At 64.6% G+C, this 17,002-nt stretch carries 14 protein-coding genes; 2 read left to right on the forward strand and 12 right to left on the reverse strand.

From position 1 onward, the window contains the following. The first annotated feature begins 38 nt into the window (after positions 1 to 38). Positions 39 to 2,768 carry an ATP-binding protein gene (locus tag U5L98_RS11820; protein WP_322558489.1) on the forward strand — a complete coding sequence of 910 codons (2,730 nt, stop codon included), beginning with the start codon at positions 39 to 41 and terminating at the stop codon, positions 2,766 to 2,768. On the opposite strand, the gene acpS is transcribed toward U5L98_RS11820, so the two are convergent. From acpS to rpoE, 11 genes are all read right to left on the reverse strand, one after another. Next, positions 2,708 to 3,085 carry a holo-ACP synthase gene (acpS, locus tag U5L98_RS11825; RefSeq protein WP_322558490.1) on the reverse strand — a complete coding sequence of 126 codons (378 nt, stop codon included), beginning with the start codon at positions 3,083 to 3,085 and terminating at the stop codon, positions 2,708 to 2,710. The two genes, U5L98_RS11820 and acpS, sit on opposite strands and share 61 nt — an antisense overlap. Continuing rightward, positions 3,082 to 3,888 carry a pyridoxine 5'-phosphate synthase gene (pdxJ, locus tag U5L98_RS11830; protein WP_322558491.1) on the reverse strand — a complete coding sequence of 269 codons (807 nt, stop codon included), beginning with the start codon at positions 3,886 to 3,888 and terminating at the stop codon, positions 3,082 to 3,084. The genes acpS and pdxJ overlap by 4 nt, the downstream gene beginning before the upstream one ends. A gap of 307 nt (positions 3,889 to 4,195) precedes the next feature. Then, positions 4,196 to 4,906 carry a DNA repair protein RecO gene (recO, locus tag U5L98_RS11835; RefSeq protein ID WP_322558492.1) on the reverse strand — a complete coding sequence of 237 codons (711 nt, stop codon included), beginning with the start codon at positions 4,904 to 4,906 and terminating at the stop codon, positions 4,196 to 4,198. Next, positions 4,907 to 5,806: a GTPase Era gene (era, locus tag U5L98_RS11840; protein WP_322558493.1), complete on the reverse strand. Its 900-nt coding sequence runs from the start codon at positions 5,804 to 5,806 to the stop codon at positions 4,907 to 4,909. Beyond that, positions 5,803 to 6,507: a ribonuclease III gene (gene rnc, locus U5L98_RS11845; protein ID WP_322558494.1), complete on the reverse strand. Its 705-nt coding sequence runs from the start codon at positions 6,505 to 6,507 to the stop codon at positions 5,803 to 5,805. Before rnc ends, era begins: the two co-directional genes overlap by 4 nt. 56 nt (positions 6,508 to 6,563) lie before the next feature. After that, on the reverse strand, positions 6,564 to 7,367 hold the full coding sequence (gene lepB, locus U5L98_RS11850; RefSeq protein ID WP_322558495.1) for a signal peptidase I: 804 nt from the start codon (positions 7,365 to 7,367) through the stop codon (positions 6,564 to 6,566). Positions 7,368 to 7,381: 14 nt separating this feature from the next. After that, the gene (gene lepA / locus U5L98_RS11855) at positions 7,382 to 9,199 is read right to left on the reverse strand and encodes a translation elongation factor 4 (RefSeq protein WP_322558496.1); all 1,818 of its coding nucleotides are present in this window, start codon (positions 9,197 to 9,199) and stop codon (positions 7,382 to 7,384) included. Positions 9,200 to 9,381: 182 nt separating this feature from the next. Then, positions 9,382 to 10,803, reverse strand: coding sequence for a DegQ family serine endoprotease (locus tag U5L98_RS11860; RefSeq protein WP_322558497.1), 1,422 nt, complete (start codon positions 10,801 to 10,803; stop codon positions 9,382 to 9,384). A 68-nt stretch (positions 10,804 to 10,871) separates the two neighbouring features. Then, complete coding sequence (locus U5L98_RS11865) at positions 10,872 to 11,870, reverse strand: MucB/RseB C-terminal domain-containing protein (RefSeq protein ID WP_322558498.1); 999 nt, start codon at positions 11,868 to 11,870, stop codon at positions 10,872 to 10,874. Further along, complete coding sequence (locus U5L98_RS11870) at positions 11,870 to 12,577, reverse strand: sigma-E factor negative regulatory protein (protein ID WP_322558499.1); 708 nt, start codon at positions 12,575 to 12,577, stop codon at positions 11,870 to 11,872. The genes U5L98_RS11865 and U5L98_RS11870 overlap by 1 nt, the downstream gene beginning before the upstream one ends. A 169-nt stretch (positions 12,578 to 12,746) precedes the next feature. After that, a complete protein-coding gene (gene rpoE / locus U5L98_RS11875; RefSeq protein ID WP_322558500.1) occupies positions 12,747 to 13,352 on the reverse strand; it encodes an RNA polymerase sigma factor RpoE in 606 nt (201 codons plus the stop codon). A gap of 307 nt (positions 13,353 to 13,659) precedes the next feature. Between rpoE and U5L98_RS11880 the strand changes: the two genes are divergently transcribed. Next, positions 13,660 to 14,739: a 3-deoxy-7-phosphoheptulonate synthase gene (locus tag U5L98_RS11880; protein ID WP_322558501.1), complete on the forward strand. Its 1,080-nt coding sequence runs from the start codon at positions 13,660 to 13,662 to the stop codon at positions 14,737 to 14,739. A gap of 117 nt (positions 14,740 to 14,856) precedes the next feature. Here U5L98_RS11880 and dinG read toward each other — a convergent pair whose 3' ends face one another. Next, a complete protein-coding gene (gene dinG, locus U5L98_RS11885) occupies positions 14,857 to 16,998 on the reverse strand; it encodes an ATP-dependent DNA helicase DinG (protein ID WP_322558502.1) in 2,142 nt (713 codons plus the stop codon). Positions 16,999 to 17,002 lie beyond the last annotated feature (4 nt).

Here is a 17,002-nt window from a genome sequence, read left to right on the forward strand (position 1 = left end):
CATACTGGAGGCCGATTCACAGTCCGACGAGCCTGCCGATGTCCCTCAAGACCCGACTGATGCTGATGATCTTCGGTCTGCCCCTGCTGCTGTTGACCCTGCTGGTCGGCGTGGCCCTGGTGCTAGAGGACCGCCAGCGCTATGCGGCACTTCACGATCAACTGACCCGGGATGCACAGCTGATCGCACCGGCTCTGGACACAGCCCTGGCGAGCGGCGACGACCGAGCGCTATCACGCCTGACCGATGGCCTGCTGGCGCTTCCGCATGTTCAGGCGCTGAGCCTTCAAAATGATCGGGGTGAACCCCTGCTGCTGCATGGCCGGCCCGGAGACCTGTCGGCGCCGCGCGACCTCGCCGCCTCTCGGTTGCTGGAACGCGATCGCCAGTGGCTGCTGCAAGTCCCCCTGTCCGATACCACATCATCGGCGACCCGGCTGGTGCTGCACGTCGATACCACCCCACTACTGCTCAGCTTTTATCGCTACCTGGCCAGTGCCGGCCTGGTCCTGATGCTCGCCGGACTGCTGCTGTTCCTGGCGGCCTACGTCACCCTGCGACGCGTGAGCCAGCCACTGGAGGATACTGGCCGAGCTCTGGATCGCCTGGCCTTGGGGGTGGTTCCCGAGCGGCTGGCCATTCCCCCATCACCGGAACTGGCAGGATTGGCGCGATGCGTCAATGACCTGGCCGATCGTCTCGAGATGGCCCGGGAGGAGATGCAGGCACAGATCGAGCAGGCCACCGACGATCTGAAGGAATCCATGGAGACCATCGAGGTCCAGAATATCGAGTTGGACCTGGCCCACCGTCGGGCCCTGGAGGCCAACCGCGTCAAGTCAGAGTTCCTGGCCAACATGAGCCATGAAATTCGCACCCCCCTCAACGGCATTGTGGGCTTCTGCCGACTACTGGGACGTTCGCGCATGGAGCCGCGCCAACGCGAATGGCTGGACCACGTACAACGGGCCTGTGACAACCTGCTGATGCTGGTCAACGACGTCCTGGACTTCTCCAAGCTGGAGGCTGGCCGGGTGGAGCTCGAGACGCTGCCGCTGGACATGGTCAGTCTGGTCGACGAGGTACTCGGCCTGCAGGCCCCGCTGGCCCATCAGAAGGGGCTGCAACTGCTCGGCCTGGTCTACGATGACGTGCCGGCCGACCTCAAGGGCGACCCGCTGCGGACTCGCCAGGTCATCACCAACCTGGTCAATAACGCCCTCAAGTTTACCGACCAGGGGGACGTTACCGTGCGCGTCATGCTGGAACAGGCCGAGGGTAGCCGGGTGATCCTGCGCGTCAGCGTCAGCGACACCGGCATCGGCTTGACCGACGAGGCCCGACAACGCCTCTTCCGGGCCTTCCACCAGGCCGACATCAGCCATCCGAGGGAATTCGGCGGCACCGGCCTGGGGCTGGCCATCTGCCGGCAACTGGTCGAGCAGATGGGCGGGGAGATCGACGCCGAGAGCGAGCCAGGCAATGGTTCGACCTTCTCCTTTACCCTGCCACTACTGGGTAGCACGGAGACCGAACGCGTCCCGGAGCTAAGCCTGGACGGTGAAAGCATCGTGCTCGAGGAACCCCATCCACCCACGCGCCGAGCCCTGCGACACCTGATGACCCGCTGGGGTGCCCGTGTCATCACCCAGTCAACTGCCGGAACCGCGCCCCCCGCCTCGCTGGTCGTGGCGGGGTTGGGCAACGGGGACCTCGACGAGGCGCACCTGACTGCATGGCGGAACCGACTGGACGGCCTGGGCTGCCCTGCCCTGCTGCTGGTCAACGCCAGTCCCCCCGACCTACCGGCCCTGCCGCTGCCACACGGGGGCGAAGTCCTTGCCAAGCCGGTTTCCCGCTCGGCCCTGGCCGATGCAGTTGTCCGCCATCTGACGGGGTCACCTCGAACCCTGCCACCGGCCACGCAACGCCGGCAGGCAGCATCGCCGGTTCGGCTTCTGATCGTCGATGACACCGAGTCCAACCGGTTGCTGCTGGGAGAGTTGCTGGCCGGGCCCGACCTCACGATCATCCAGGCGGCAAGCGGAGAAGAAGCCCTGGCGCTCGCACATGAGCGGGACTTCGACCTGGTATTGATGGACATCCGCATGCCCGGCATGGATGGCGTAGAGACGACCCGGGCACTGAGGCGGCTCGACGGTAGCTGGAAGCGAGTACCGATCATCGCCGTTACCGCCCATGTACAGGGCGAGCAGCACCGGGATCTACGCGAGGCTGGACTCGACGATGTTCTGATCAAGCCGCTGCAACCGCATCGCCTCAACCAGCTGCTGGAAGAGCATCTGGGCGTCGTGCTGGCGCCGCGATCCACGACGAGCGAACCGTTAGCCCAGGGCGAGGTGCAAGAGGAAAAGGATCAGGAACTGGCAGTGGTCGACCTGGAACTGGGCGCCCGCCTGGCCGGTGGACGCGAGACCCTCGCCAGGGAGCTGCTGGAGAAACTGGCCGACTCCCTGGAAGACAGCGAGCGAGCCATCCGTGACGCCGTCGACCATGCCGACGAGGAGGCCCTGCTCGACGCCCTGCATGCCTTGAATGGTGCCTGCCGCTATTGCGGTACACCACGCCTGGGGTTGCTGGCGGAAACCCTGGAGACCCGCCTGCGCTCCCGCGGCATGACCGCCGTGTTGCCGCTGCTGTCCGACCTTTACGCCGCCATGGCCGAGCTGCGGGCCTGGCAGGCGAATCAGCCCTCAAGCACCACGAAGGCCACGGTCAGGGCCTCTTCGTCGGATAGTGACAGGTGAACCGATCTGACGCCGGCCGCCTCGGCAATTTCGAGAGCCTTGCCGGAGAGCACCAGTGACGGACGTCCCAGCGCATCGTTGACCACCTGGATCTCAGTCCAGCGCATGCCTCGACGCAGACCGGTACCCAGCGCCTTGACGAAGGCCTCCTTGGCGGCGAACCGCTTGGCCAGGAAGGCCGCGGGCAGGCCATGGTCACGGAAGCGTTGCTGTTCCCATTCGCCGAGCAGACGCAGCGCGAAGCGCTGGCCGTGGCGTCCCATGGCATGCTCGAAACGGGCTACCCGGGTGATATCGGTGCCGATCCCGATGATCATCGGCAGCAATCTGCCTCCTCGTCGTGATCGTGATCGTGGTCGTGCTCTTCGAGCGAAGCAACGAAGCCCGCCTCCTGGCCGGCGATAACCAGTCGTTTCATTTCGGCCACGGCCTCCTTGAGACCCACGAAGAGTGCCCGAGCAATGATCGCATGACCGATGTTGAGCTCGTGGATACCCGGCAGCGCGGCGATGGCCTCGACATTATGATAATTCAGACCATGACCGGCGTTGACCGTGAGCCCCAGCTCGAGGGCCATCTCGACGGCGGCCGATAGCCGGGCATGCTCACGGCGAGCGGCCTCGCCCATGACCTCGGCATAGGCACCGGTATGCAATTCGATCACCGGCGCGCCGGCCCTGGCGGCCGCCTCGATCTGGGCAGGCTCGGGGTCGATGAACAGCGACACCTCGCAGCCGGCCGCAGCGAGCCGACGACAGGCCCCAGCGATGGCCTCGAATCCCCCGGCCACGTCGAGACCGCCTTCAGTGGTCAGCTCCTCGCGCTTCTCGGGTACCAGGCAGACATGGGCCGGGCGCAGCTCCTCTGCCAGGCAGAGCATCTCCTCGGTGACTGCCATCTCCAGGTTCATGCGGGTGTTGAGCACATCAACCAGCAAGCGCACATCGCGCTCCTGAATGTGGCGACGATCCTCGCGCAGGTGCACGGTGATGCCGTCGGCACCGGCCTCCTCGGCAAGCAACGCCGCCTGGACCGGGTCCGGATAGCGGGTGCCACGGGCCTGGCGCAGGGTGGCAATATGGTCGATGTTGACGCCGAGCAGAATACGCGGGGGGTGCATGGGTTATCTCCTTCGGTAAGCTGGAAGCTGGAGCAGCATAAGCTCATCTAAGCCAACATCAAACACCCCCGCAACACGACTACGGAGGTGTTTTTTTCGGTTCTTCGCAAACTAGCGTGAAAGCGATCGGGAACATGTAGGCCGGATAAGCCGAAGGCGCATCCGGCGACTTTGTGGCGCCCCACCACGCCCGGTGCGCTATCGCTTACCAGGCCTACAGACCGGCTTCCGGTCAGGCTGGCTCTGTCAAACAGGTTAACGCCAAAATGCGATGAACCTTTTTTTCTTCCAGGTTCAAGCTTATGGCTTACAGCTCCGGGCGAAGCTCGGCCCGCCGACGCTGGGCAAGCTGTCGCATCAGCTCGCGGGAGCGCAGCGGACGGCTGCCGAGCAGTGGAGCCAGCGCCGCTCGGGTGACCGCCTTGGCGGGGCCGGCCAGCCCGGGTTCGGACCAGTCACCGCGGGCCAGCAGCCGCAGGGTGCGCCCATCGATTCCGCCCTCGCCCGCCACGAAGGCCCGTGAGGCCGGATCGAGCACATAGCGTCCCTGGGGGTCCAGCTCGCCCCCCTCGGGGTCGGTGAAGCGTGGCCAGGCGTCCAGTGCCTCGAGCGCCGCCATTTCGAGCCGACGCAGGGCACCGGCACGCCCCTCGGGTCTTGGCAGCACCTCGAGCATCGCGGTGTAGAAGGCAAAGACCTCTGCGACCGGCAGCTCCACCGGCAGCACCCGCGTCAGCAGTTCGTTGGCATAGAGGCCACACAGCAACCCCTCGCCAGCGAGTAGGGCGGCACTGCCGTGACCCTCCATCAAGCGCAGGCGCTTGAGCTCGCCCTCCCCGACCCAGGTGACGTGCAGCGGGGCGAAGGGCTGCAGACGGGCCCGCGAACGCGACCCGGGGCGCTGGACGCCCTGGGCCACGGCCCGGACGCGCCCGTGGTGAAGTGTCAGCAACTCCACCAGGGCACTGGTCTCGCGATAGGGCCGCTTATGCAGCAGGAAGGCCGGCTCGGGTTGCATTTAATCCAGGTCGTAGCCCAGGCTCTTGAGCGCCCGCTCATCGTCGGACCAGCCGCGCTTGACCTTGACCCACAGGTTGAGCATCACCTTGGCTCCCAGCACCCGCTCCATATCAAGGCGCGCCTCGCGGCCGATATTCTTGATGCGCTCGCCGTTCTCGCCGATCAGGATCTTCTTCTGGCCGGCCCGCTCGACGAGAATCAGCGCGCTGATGTGCACGATACGCCCCTCATCGCGGAACTCCTCGATCTCCACGGTCATCTGGTAGGGCAGTTCGTCGCCGAGCTGGCGCGTCACCTTCTCGCGCACCAGCTCGGCGGCCAGGAACCGCTGGCTCTTGTCGGTGATCTGGTCCTCGGGAAAGAAGTGCACGCTTTCGGGCAGGTGCTTGGCGACCTCAGCCTCGAGCTCGGGCACGTTGGTGCCGTGCTTGGCAGAGATCGGCACGATGGCGGCAAAATCGCGACGCGCGCCGACCTGTTCCAGCCAGGGGAGCAGACTGGCCTTTTCCTGTAGACGGTCGACCTTGTTGACGGCCAGAATCACCGGCGCCTCCACGTGCTCCAGGCGCTGCAGTACGGCCTGGTCCTCGTCGCTCCACCGGGTCCGGTCGATGATGAAGACCACGCAGTCCACGTCGCGCAGCGCCTGAACGGCAGCCTGGTTCATGAAGCGGTTGATCGCCTTGTTGCGATCCTTGGCCATGATATGCATGCCGGGCGTGTCGACATAGATGAACTGGGCCTCGCCCTCGGTCTTGATGCCCATTACCTGATGGCGAGTGGTCTGAGGGCGCCGCGAGGTGATCGAGACTTTCTGGCCTAGAATCCGGTTCATCAACGTCGACTTGCCGACATTGGGACGACCGACGATGGCCACGAAACCGCAGGTGGTGGTCATGAGCGACCCCCCGTGCTTTTGGACTTGGGTGGCTCGAGGCGTGACAGAGCCTGAGCGGCGGCCTGCTGCTCGGCATGGCGACGGCTCGAGCCAATGCCCAGAGTGTGAGCCTCGAGCACCTCGACATGACACTCGACGGTGAAGGTCTGGGCATGGGCCTCGCCCTCCACCGTGGTCACCTCGTAACGCGGCAGAGCTACCTGACGCGACTGCAGGAACTCCTGGAGGCGGGTCTTGGGGTCCTTCTGGGTATCGTCGAGGCTGATGGCTTCCAGGCGCTCGGCGTACCAGGAGAGCACCCGGACCCGGGCGACTTCCATGCCGGCATCCAGATAGATCGCACCGAGCACCGCCTCGACGGCATCGGCGAGGATCGAGTCACGACGATGTCCCCCGCTCTTCATCTCACCGGAGCCCAGCCGCAGGCAGTCGCCGAAGGCCATTTCCCTGGCCAGCTCGGCGAGTGTCGGACCCTTGACCAGACGCGCACGCAGCCGCGACAGCTGACCTTCCCGGGCCTGGGGAAAGCGCTGGAAGAGCGCCTCGGCAATGATGAAATTGACGATGGAATCACCGAGAAATTCGAGGCGTTCATTGTTCTGGCCACCGTAGCTGCGATGGGTCATGGCCAGCTCGAGCAGACCGGGGTCGGCGAACGTATGGCCAATGCGGCGGCTGAAGACGTTGAGGGAGTTGCTCACGGAGCTCCTGAATCATCGATGGCAAACATGAGTATTGTGTCGGCAGGCGGTGCGCGCTACTGGATACGGCGCATGCTGGTGAAGCTCGGCAATCCGCCGTCCCAGTGCATCCACACAGCAAAGGCGCGCCCGACGATATTCTTTTCCGGCACGAAGCCCCAGTAGCGGCTGTCGTTGGAGTGGTCGCGGTTGTCACCCAGGGTGAAGTAGTGCCCCTGTGGCACCATCAGCTCGCGCACCTGCGGACCGGGGTCACGAGGGTTATTGTAGATCCGGTGCTCGAGCTCACCCAGCTGTTCGGCCAGCAAGAGTTCGGTGGGCGCCTTGAGGGGACCGGCCTCGAGCAACCGCTTGGGCACCGCCTCGCCGTTGACGTAGAGCTGCTTGTCCTCGTAGCGGATCCGGTCGCCCGGCAGGCCCACTACCCGTTTGATGAAGTTCACGGAAGGCTCGTCGGGAAAGCGGAACACCATGACATCGCCACGTTCGGGCTCGTCGAGATCGACGATCTCGGTATTCACCACCGGCAGGCGCAGGCCATAGGCGAACTTGTTGACCAGGATAAAGTCGCCGACCTCCAGAGTCGGCCGCATCGATCCGGACGGGATCTGGAAGGGTTCGACCACGAAACTGCGTAGCACCAGCACCACCAGCAGCACCGGGAAGAAGGAGCGCGCGTAGTCCACCGGCCAGGGCTCCTTGAGCGCCTTCTCGCGGGCTCGCTCATTGAGCCCCTCGGTGGTACCGACCTCGGCCGTAGCCAGGCGTTGCCGGCGGGCAGGACGCCACCAGAGCAGATCGAGCAGCCAGATCACTCCGGAGACGGCCACTGCCACCACCAGCATAAGAGAGAAGTCCATGCGGTTATCCGTTCCTAGTCATTGACCCTGAGCACAGCAAGGAAGGCGTCCTGGGGGATCTCCACCCGACCGACCTGCTTCATGCGTTTCTTGCCCGCCTTCTGCTTCTCGAGCAGCTTCTTCTTGCGGCTGGCATCGCCGCCATAGCACTTGGCGGTGACGTTCTTGCGTAGCGCCTTGACGGTAGAGCGCGCCACCACCTGGCCGCCGATAGCGGCCTGAATGGCCACGTCGAACATCTGCCGCGGGATCAATTCCTTCATCTTTTCGACCAGCAAGCGGCCACGACTGTGGGCATGATCACGATGAATGATTACCGCCAGGGCATCGACCCGGTCACTGTTGATGAGCACGTCCAGGCGCACCAGCTTGGCCGCCTGGAAGCGCTCGAAATTGTACTCGAGTGACGCGTAGCCCTTGGAGATAGACTTCAGGCGATCGAAGAAATCCATCACCACCTCGCTCATCGGCAGCTCGTAGGTAAGCTGGATCTGGCTGCCGAGAAACTGCATGTCGAGCTGAGTGCCGCGGCGCTGCTCGCACTCGGTGATGACGTTGCCGACGAAATCCTGGGGCACCAGGATGCTGGCACGCACGATAGGCTCGCGCATCTCCTCCACATCGGCCATGTCAGGCAGTTTGGAGGGGTTGGCAACGTAGCTGATCTCATTGTTCTTGAGCAACAACTCATAGACCACGGTGGGCGCCGTGGTGAGCAGGTCCAGATCATACTCGCGCTCGAGACGCTCCTGGACGATCTCCATATGCAGGGTGCCAAGGAAGCCAACCCGGAAACCGAAGCCCAGGGCATCGGAGTTCTCCGGCTCGTAATCCAGCGAGGCATCGTTGAGCGCCAGCTTTTCCAGGGCGTCGCGAAAATCCTCGTAATCGTCGGCACTGACCGGAAACATCCCAGCGTAGACCTGTGGCTTGACCTTCTGGAAACCGGGCAGGCGTGGGACGTCAGGCGTCTTGGTATGGGTAATGGTATCCCCTACCGGGGCGCCATGGATTTCCTTGATGCCGGCCACGATGAAGCCTACCTCCCCGGCACGCAGAATACCGGTCTCGTGGCGTAGCGGGGTGAAGATTCCCACTTCGTTGGCCTGCCAGTCACCCCCGGTGGACTTGATGCGGATCTTCTCGCCTTTTTTCAGGGTACCGTCGAAGAGCCGCACCAGCGAGACGACACCAAGATAGTTGTCGAACCAGGAGTCGATAATCAGCGCCTGGAGAGGCGCCTGGGGATCCCCCTTGGGAGGCGGAATATCGCGCACCAGGCGTTCGAGCAGTGCGTCAATGCCCAGTCCGCTCTTGGCCGAGACCTGGCAGGCATCGGTGGCGTCCAGGCCGATGATCTCCTCGATCTCGTGGGAGACCTTGTCTGGATCGGCCTGAGGCAAGTCCATCTTGTTGAGAACCGGCAGCACCTCGAGGCCCTGCTCGATGGCCGTATAGCAGTTGGCCACCGACTGGGCCTCGACGCCCTGGCCGGCATCGACCACCAGCAGCGCACCTTCACAGGCATACAGCGAACGCGATACTTCATAGGAGAAGTCCACGTGGCCGGGCGTGTCGATGAAGTTCAACTGATAGATATTGCCGTCCTGGGCGTGATAATCCAGGGTCACCGACTGCGCCTTGATGGTGATGCCACGCTCGCGCTCGAGGTCCATGGAGTCGAGCACCTGCTCCTTGAGCTCGCGCTCGGTCAGCCCACCGCAGGTCTGGATCAGGCGATCGGCCAGGGTCGACTTGCCGTGGTCGATATGGGCGATGATCGAGAAGTTGCGTATGTGCTTGAGGGGGTCGGAGGTTGCGTCTTGGGACATCGAGTCGATTCTGCCTTGTGAGTGTCGGGCCACGACCGACAGAATGGATCGCGGTGCGGTCGGCTGGCGGGCTCTGGTCGAATTTGGCGCCATTGTAGCGGTATGCGCCTGCCAGATACAGCGACCCGACGGCGGGGTGCCGTCGGGTCGTGAAATCACTGCAGCTTTCCGAGGCGGAGAGATCAGTCGCCAGAAAGCCGCAGGGCGACGAAGAGCGAACGACCATCGCGGTAGAGGCGCACCGGGATCGCACGATCTTCAGGCAGCTCGGCCACCAGCTCGGCAAGCTGGTCGGGGCCCTCCACCATCTTCTGGTCGATGCTGACCAGAATGTCGCCGGCACGGATGCCTGCCTTGACGGCGGCGCCACGCGGGTCCGCCTCACGAACCCGAACACCACCCTCGATGCCGAGCTCGCGCCGTTCGGCATCCTGCAGCGGCTCCACGGCGACGCCCAGCCGCGCCGAGGCCGGCTCTTCGCCCTGGCGACTCGCCACACTTCCCTGACTTTCGGGCCAGTCACCCAGGGTGACGGTCTCCTCGCGACGCTCGCCGTCGCGCAGCAGTGTCAGTTCCACCTCACTGCCCGGGCTGACCCGTCCGATCAGGCGCGGCAGGGTGCTGGAACTCTCCACCATCTCGCCGTTCACCGAGAGGATGACATCGCCAGCCTTTAGCCCGCCTCGAGCTGCCGGCCCTTCTGGATCGAGGTCGGCAATCAGCGCCCCCTCGGTATTGTCCATACCGAAGGACTCGGCCAGATCACGGGACACCGGCTGGATCATCACCCCCAGCCAACCGCGGCTGACACGGCCGCCGTCGCGCAGCTGGTCGGCCACGTTCAGAGCCACGTTGATGGGGATCGCGAAGGAGAGCCCCATGAAGCCGCCGCTGCGGGTAAAGATCTGCGAATTGATGCCGACTACCTCGCCATCCAGGTTGAACAGCGGGCCACCGGAGTTGCCCGGATTGATTGCCACGTCGGTCTGGATGAAGGGGACGTAGGCATCGCGGGGCAGAGTACGATCGATGGCGCTGACGATGCCGGCCGTTACCGAGTGGTCGAAACCGAACGGAGAACCGATCGCCGCGACCCACTCGCCAACCTGGAGGCCATCTGAATCACCCAGGGTCAGGGTTGGCAGGCTGTCGGCGTCAACCTTGAGCAGGGCGACATCCGTCTTGGCATCGGCCCCAACCAGCTCGGCCTCGAGCTCGCGCCGGTCATTGAGCCGCACCAGGATCTCGTCGGCCCCCTCCACAACATGGGCATTGGTCATGATGTAGCCAGCTTCATCGATGATGAAGCCCGATCCCAGCGACTGGCGCTCCTCCTTGCGCCCCGGCCCATCGCCGGGCGGTGTCGGGAAACGGTCGCCGAAGAAGTGCCGAAAGATCTCGGGAACCTCCTGGCCGCCGAAGTTATGGAACGGGGATGCCTGGCGCTCCACCATTCGTGAGGTGGAGATGTTCACTACCCCCGGCGCGGCCTGCTCGACCAGCTCGGTAAAATCGGGCAGGTTGCGGGCCATGGCCGTTTGCCACGCCAGCAGGGCCGTGGCCAGCAGCAACCAGAGGGAAAGGTGTCGAGTCGTGCGCTTCATGAAAGGCTCCTGCGTCGACAAGGAATGAGAAGGACGAGTTAATAAATACCGCTTGTGTGTCAAAAGGTTCAGGGCGTGTCGCTCTGGCTGCTATCCAGCCACTCCACCGAATCGGCCACGCGCAGCAGGACACCGGGCGGCAGCTCCCCCATCACGACCACCTGGCGAATCCGACCGCCGAGCTCGCGATGGCGGACGGCCGCATGGGAGACGCCGAGACGGTGCATGCCCGGAATCAGCTGGCCAGCTCCTTCGACAGGTTCCACGAACAGGCTGAGGGTGGCGAGGCCGTCGCTATAGACTCGATGGCCGATATCATCGGCGTGGCGAGAACTGCGGGTCTCCACCGGTTGTGGGATGAAGCCCTCCGGCAGCCAGGCGGTGTGCCAGGGATCCTCCGGAGGGGCACGGCGCCGATCGAGGCCGATCTCTCCCTGGTGCAACTGAGGCTGACGCAGCTCGGTGATCTGGAAGGTCTCTACAACACGCCCCCGCTCGTCGAGCAGGATGTGCTTGAGCGGAAGCGCGGTGGCAGTATCCAGCCAGAAGCGATGACCGTAGCGAAGATCATCCAGGGGCTCGATATCGAGGCGAATGGCGGTGCGGTTGGCAAGACGCTCCTCACCGTTCAATCGGAGGCGATAGAGGCCGTCGAGGTGTTCGGAGATACCCGCTGGCGAGGCCGGGACCGGCGCATCACCTTCGGCCCAGCTCAGGCGGCCAATACGCCCGCGCCGTTCGAAGACTACCGGAGGACCATCCAGGAAGCGGGCCACCTCACGCTCGGCACCCTCCACGACATCATGGGAAAGGGCCAGGGAACGAACGCCATCGGCACCGATGCGTACCGCCCGTGCCTGGAACTCGTAACAATGGTTGGCCCAAAGGCTGTGCTCGAGCCATTCCAGGGCCGTCTCGGGAGCGTCACGTTCCGCCAGAGTCCGGCAGTCGAACCGCTCGGCCTGGCCTGGTTCAGCGTCGGATTGAGCCGCGGCACCGAACGAGAAGGTCAGCAGGGCCATGACCAGCAGCCCGGTGAGCCCGCGGGTCGGAGGACCCTGATGCATCAGCGCTGCCCCAGTGACTCGCTACCGGAGGCGCGCAACAGCGGCATCCAGGTGTCACCGCTGCGATACGCCGAGCCCTCGGCATGGCGGTCCAGATACGACTGGAGCAGCTGCGCCTGCTGCTGATCATCCCGTACCGACTGCCGCGGAGAAAGGAACAGCGGTGAATCGAACCCCGCCCCTACCGTCATCGCGCCCCGGGAGTCAGGGGAAGGTGTCTGGAAAAGCGGCAGACTCGGCAGTGAAGAACCGCTACCGGAGCCCGAGGCAGCCATCTCGGCGCCGCCCAGGGCGACGGGGCTTGCCTGAATCTGGCCCGCGGGCTGAGCCTGAGAGGCGACCTCGGCGGGTACCTGATTCGAATCGAAGCTACCGTTATAGAACTGCACGCCACTGATGACCATCAGAGATACCGCGGCCGCGATGCCGGCGCCACGCGCCAGCGAAACGGGACGCCCGGTCGATTCCGCGGCAACCCTCTGGGGCAACGGCTCGTCCTGCAGGCGGGCCATGATCCCGGCCGAGAGGTCGGTGGCAACATCGACACCGGGTTCGCGTCGCATCAGGCTGCGCATCAGGTGGTAGCGACGCCAGGTCTCGGCTGAATCCGGAGATTCCTCAAGTGACTTAAGCACTCGACGCAACTCCAGCTCATCCCCTTCGTTGTCCATCAGGGCAGAAAGCGATTCCCGTGCGTTCTGACTCATTCTTCACACCCTCACACTCGACAAGGCGACCCGCTCCGGGTCCTTTGACTGCCTGTTTGTTCCGACATCGGCGCGTGTCGCCCTGGCCATGTCGGCATGTTGGTGCCCGCTTGTTCGCGGGCCGGTCACCGCTTATGACGTCACAGATGCCGGACAGTTCAGCAAATCGTCAAAAAGGTTGCAGATCCTGGTTGCGAGACGTGGTGACGAGCGGGCGGATGTGCTGGTCCACCGCTTCCCGGGCCCGAAAGATCCGCGAGCGGACGGTCCCTACCGGACACTGCATGATGGCAGCGATATCCTCATAGGAGAGGCCGTCGAGCTCACGCAGGGTGATCGCGGTTCTCAGGTCGTCGGGCAGGCCCTCGATCGCCTCGAAGATGGCCGCCTGGAGCTGGTCGCGGGCCATGGCGGCCTCCGGTGTCTCGGTATCGGCCAGTCGTCCGCTGTGGTCGAGGATCTCGGCATCGACGATATCCAGATCACTACCCGGGGGACGACGCCCCTTCGAGACCAGATAGTTCTTCGCGGTATTGATGGCGATGCGGTACATCCAGGTATAAAAAGCGCTCTCGGCGCGAAACTTGCCCAGTGCCCGATAGGCCTTGATGAAGGCCTCCTGCGCCACGTCCTGCACCTCGGCGTGGTCGTGCACATAGCGGCCGATCAGGCCGATGATCTTGTGCTGGTACTTCTTCACCAGCAAGTCGAAGGCACGCGTATCCCCGTTCTGGGCGCGCTCGACGAGCTGCTGGTCGGTTTCCCGGGTGTCCATTCAGGCCCTCCTCGGACAGAGAGGCGCGGGCGGCGACCAGACGGCGGGTCGCGAAAGGTCTGGCGTTGCTAGCATAGTGTCAACCTGGGGCCTTTGAGCCGCTGAATGGTCAGGGTCGTGGATCACGAAGGGTACAAGTGTTCCTGTTTATCGGGCGTCCATCAAGCCGGTTGGCTTGCCCTCGTGCCGGCGATGAGACCGGCCGCAGCCCGGCAGGTTCCCGCGGCGATTGAATTTGCCGCTGCCGCGCGCGATAGTAGACGTCACTGGACATCGCCATCAGCGCAGACACCACACAGGAAGCACAATGTCAGAACAGCAGGTCAATAACCTCAACGTTCTCGCCCAGGACGTCCTGATCACGCCCGAGGCCCTGAAGCAGGAAATTCCCCTCACCGACGACGCAGAGCGCACGGTGATCGAAGGGCGCGAGACGATCCAGGCCATTCTCGACGGCCACGACCCTCGCTTGTTGATGGTAGTAGGGCCCTGCTCCATCCATGACGTGGATGCCGCCCTGGACTACGCCCGCCGCCTGCGCCGACTGGCCGACGAGGTCAAGGACAGCCTCTATATCGTGATGCGTGTCTACTTCGAGAAGCCCCGCACCACGGTGGGCTGGAAAGGGCTGATCAACGACCCTCACCTCAATGGCTCCTTCGAGATCGAGGAAGGCCTGCACATCGCTCGTCAGCTGCTGGTCGACCTCTCCGAGCTGGGCCTGCCACTGGCCACCGAAGCGTTGGACCCCATCTCGCCCCAGTACCTGCAGGACTGCATCAGCTGGTCAGCCATCGGTGCGCGCACCACCGAGTCCCAGACCCACCGCGAGATGTCCTCGGGACTCTCCTGCCCGGTGGGCTTCAAGAACGGCACCGATGGCAGCCTGGATGTCGCGGTCAATGCCCTGCAGTCGGTCTCGCACCCCCACAACTTCCTGGGCATCGACCAGGCCGGCCAGGTGGCGATCATCCGCACGCGCGGCAACGACTACGGCCATGTGGTGCTGCGCGGCGGCAACGGCAAGCCCAACTATGACAGCGTCAGCGTGGCCTTGGCCGAGCAGGAGCTGAAGAAGGCCGGTATCAAGCCCAACATCATGATCGATTGCTCCCACGCCAATTCCAACAAGGATGCGGCCCTGCAGCCGCTGGTGCTGGAGAACGTCACCAACCAGATCCTCGAAGGCAACCGTTCGATCATCGGCCTGATGGTCGAATCCAACATCGGCTGGGGCAACCAGAAGATGACCGATGATCCCGGTGAGCTCACCTATGGCGTGTCGATCACCGACGCCTGCATCGACTGGGATACCACCGTCGAATCCTTCAAGCGCATGAACGAGAAGCTCGCGCCGGTGCTGGCCGGACGACTTCAAGCCGCCTGATCTTTGGCTGCAACCGCAACGAACGGGCCCGCCGGATGGCGGGTCCGTTCATTGCGGGAAACACCGCCTGCCGGCTCGGAACCTTGTCCTTTCGCCTTCATGCCTTGCCTGCACGCCTCAGACGTCGCGAACCCCGTCGATCTCGCGCACGAAAGGCGGCAGGGCATCGAGCAGGGCCCGGCCATAGCGGCGAGTCAGTACCCGGCGATCCAGCAGAGTGATGCGACCGTGGTCGGCTTCCTTGCGGATCAGCCGGCCACAGGCCTGCACCAGCTTTATCGAGGCGTCCGGCACACTGATGCGCATGAAGGGGTTACCACCCTGGCTCTCGATCCATTCGGCCAATGTCGCCCCTACCGGATCGTCCGGAACCGAAAAGGGCAACCGGGTGATCACCACATGGGTGAGGTAGTCACCGGGCAGGTCGATGCCCTCGGCGAAGCTGGCCAGACCGAAGATGATGCTGCCTTCCCCCGCGTCGACTCGTTCCCGATGGCGGCTGATCAATTCGCGCTTGGGCAGGCGATCCTGGGCCAGCACTCGCTCGCGCCGAGCCCTGGAGAGCGACTTCTCGACGCCGCGCAGCTGGGCCCGCGACGAGAAGAGCATCAGCACCGCCTCCTGGTCACCCAGCGCTTCCACGAAGTCGACGATGGCCCGCTCGTGCCCCTCGCGGTCGGCGGGGTCGACCGCCTCACGGGGTACGCTGAGCACCGCCTGGGAGTAATCGAAGGGGCTCGGGAGACGCTGATAGCGATAGCGGTTGGCCAGCCCCGCACGCTCCTGCAGCCGCTCGAAGCGCCCCAGAGCCGTCAGCGTCGCTGAGGTCACCACCGCCCCGAAGGTGGTCCCCCAGAGACTCTTCGCCAGAGTATGAGCCGCCGAGACAGGGCTCGCCGAGAAGGTCAGCTCGGGCTCGCCATTGAAACGCTCCAGGGTCAGCCAGCGTGCGCGGGGCGGCTCGCCTTCGGGATCCGTCTCGGCAAAGGCCAGCCACAGCGCATGGGCTTCCAGAGCACGCCCGTGAAGCAGCGCCACCAGCGGCAGCCAGGCCTCGGCCTGCTCCCGCGGCAGGCCGGTGTGCTTGTCCGGGTCGAGGCTCTCGCGCAGGATGTCGGCCATGCTCTCCAGGGTGCGAGAAAGTTCCGCGAAGACCACCACCAGGCCTCCGGCATGCTCACGCAGCGCCTCGGGTGCCCGCCCCATCTCGAGGCGGTGGTGCCGGCTCTCCTCACCCTCGGACAAGCCCTGAGGACGACCCGCCAGCTGGTGGCCCAGGGCGAAGGCCTCACCGAGTCGGGGCTCCAGGGCGTTGATCGCCTCCGGAAGCCCCGCCAGCAGCCGCGCCAGGGTCGGCTGGACGGCAAGCGCCTGGTTGAGCTCGCTGAGCGAGCTCTTCAGGGTCTTCAGCCAGCGCAGTGCTCCGCCCACGGCGAAGCGGTATGTAAAGTGCTGAAGGGCCTTGTCGGGCAGGTGATGACCCTCGTCGAAGACGTGGATACAGTCGCCTGGCGCCGGCAGCACCACACCACCCCCGAGGGCCAGGTCGGCCAGCACCAGGTCATGATTGGCAACGATGACATCGGCGCTGTCGAGATGGCGGCGAGCACGAAAGAAGGCACAGGCCCCGAAGTGGCCGCAGCGGCGGTTAGTGCACTGGCGGTGGTCCACGGTGAGGCGGCGCCAGTGACTATCCTCGATGGCCTGGGGCCAGCTGTCGCGGTCGCCTTCCCACCGGCCATTGCCATAGGCCTCGCCCAGTTCCTTGACCAGAGCCTGGAAGTCATCGCCGCCGCTGGCCAGTGACTGCTCGAAGAGCGACAGGGTGGCGTTCTCCTCCCCGCCGTCCAGCGCCTGGTCGAGACGCGCCACGCAGACATAGCGCCCACGCCCCTTGGCCAGGGCATAGTCGAAATCGAGCCCGCTGTGGGCCTTGAGCGAGGGTAGATCCTGATGAAGCACCTGCTCCTGCAGGGCTACAGTGGCAGTGGCGATGACCAGCCGCTTGCCGCGGGCCTTGGCCACCGGTAGCGCGGCAAGCAGATAGGCCAGGGTCTTGCCGGTGCCCGTGCCAGCCTCGAGTACACAGACGTGCTCGTCACTGGTGCGTCGACCGTCGTCATCCGTCTCGATGCCCGCCAGGGTGCGGGCGATCTCGGCGATCATCAGCCGCTGGCCATAGCGCGGCGTGAGTTCGAGGCTCTCGAGTACCCGACGATAGGCGTCCTGGATCTCGGCCTTCAGCGCCTCGTCAAGCATGGGC

This window comes from Halomonas sp., assembly GCF_034520545.1.
Classification (GTDB): Bacteria; Pseudomonadota; Gammaproteobacteria; order Pseudomonadales; family Halomonadaceae; genus Halomonas.

Bases quoted from the DNA above. Each gene is read 5' to 3' on its own strand.
- U5L98_RS11820 (WP_322558489.1), top strand. From the start codon at position 39: ATGTCCCTCAAGACCCGACTGATGCTGATGATCTTCGGTCTGCCCCTG.
- U5L98_RS11870 (WP_322558499.1), bottom strand. From the start codon at position 12,577: ATGAGTCAGAACGCACGGGAATCGCTTTCTGCCCTGATGGACAACGAA.
- U5L98_RS11880 (WP_322558501.1), top strand. From the start codon at position 13,660: ATGTCAGAACAGCAGGTCAATAACCTCAACGTTCTCGCCCAGGACGTC.
- rpoE (WP_322558500.1), bottom strand. From the start codon at position 13,352: ATGGACACCCGGGAAACCGACCAGCAGCTCGTCGAGCGCGCCCAGAAC.
- acpS (WP_322558490.1), bottom strand. From the start codon at position 3,085: ATGATCATCGGGATCGGCACCGATATCACCCGGGTAGCCCGTTTCGAG.
- U5L98_RS11865 (WP_322558498.1), bottom strand. From the start codon at position 11,870: ATGCATCAGGGTCCTCCGACCCGCGGGCTCACCGGGCTGCTGGTCATG.
- pdxJ (WP_322558491.1), bottom strand. From the start codon at position 3,888: ATGCACCCCCCGCGTATTCTGCTCGGCGTCAACATCGACCATATTGCC.
- lepA (WP_322558496.1), bottom strand. From the start codon at position 9,199: ATGTCCCAAGACGCAACCTCCGACCCCCTCAAGCACATACGCAACTTC.
- lepB (WP_322558495.1), bottom strand. From the start codon at position 7,367: ATGGACTTCTCTCTTATGCTGGTGGTGGCAGTGGCCGTCTCCGGAGTG.
- recO (WP_322558492.1), bottom strand. From the start codon at position 4,906: ATGCAACCCGAGCCGGCCTTCCTGCTGCATAAGCGGCCCTATCGCGAG.
- era (WP_322558493.1), bottom strand. From the start codon at position 5,806: ATGACCACCACCTGCGGTTTCGTGGCCATCGTCGGTCGTCCCAATGTC.
- dinG (WP_322558502.1), bottom strand. From the start codon at position 16,998: ATGCTTGACGAGGCGCTGAAGGCCGAGATCCAGGACGCCTATCGTCGG.
- U5L98_RS11860 (WP_322558497.1), bottom strand. From the start codon at position 10,803: ATGAAGCGCACGACTCGACACCTTTCCCTCTGGTTGCTGCTGGCCACG.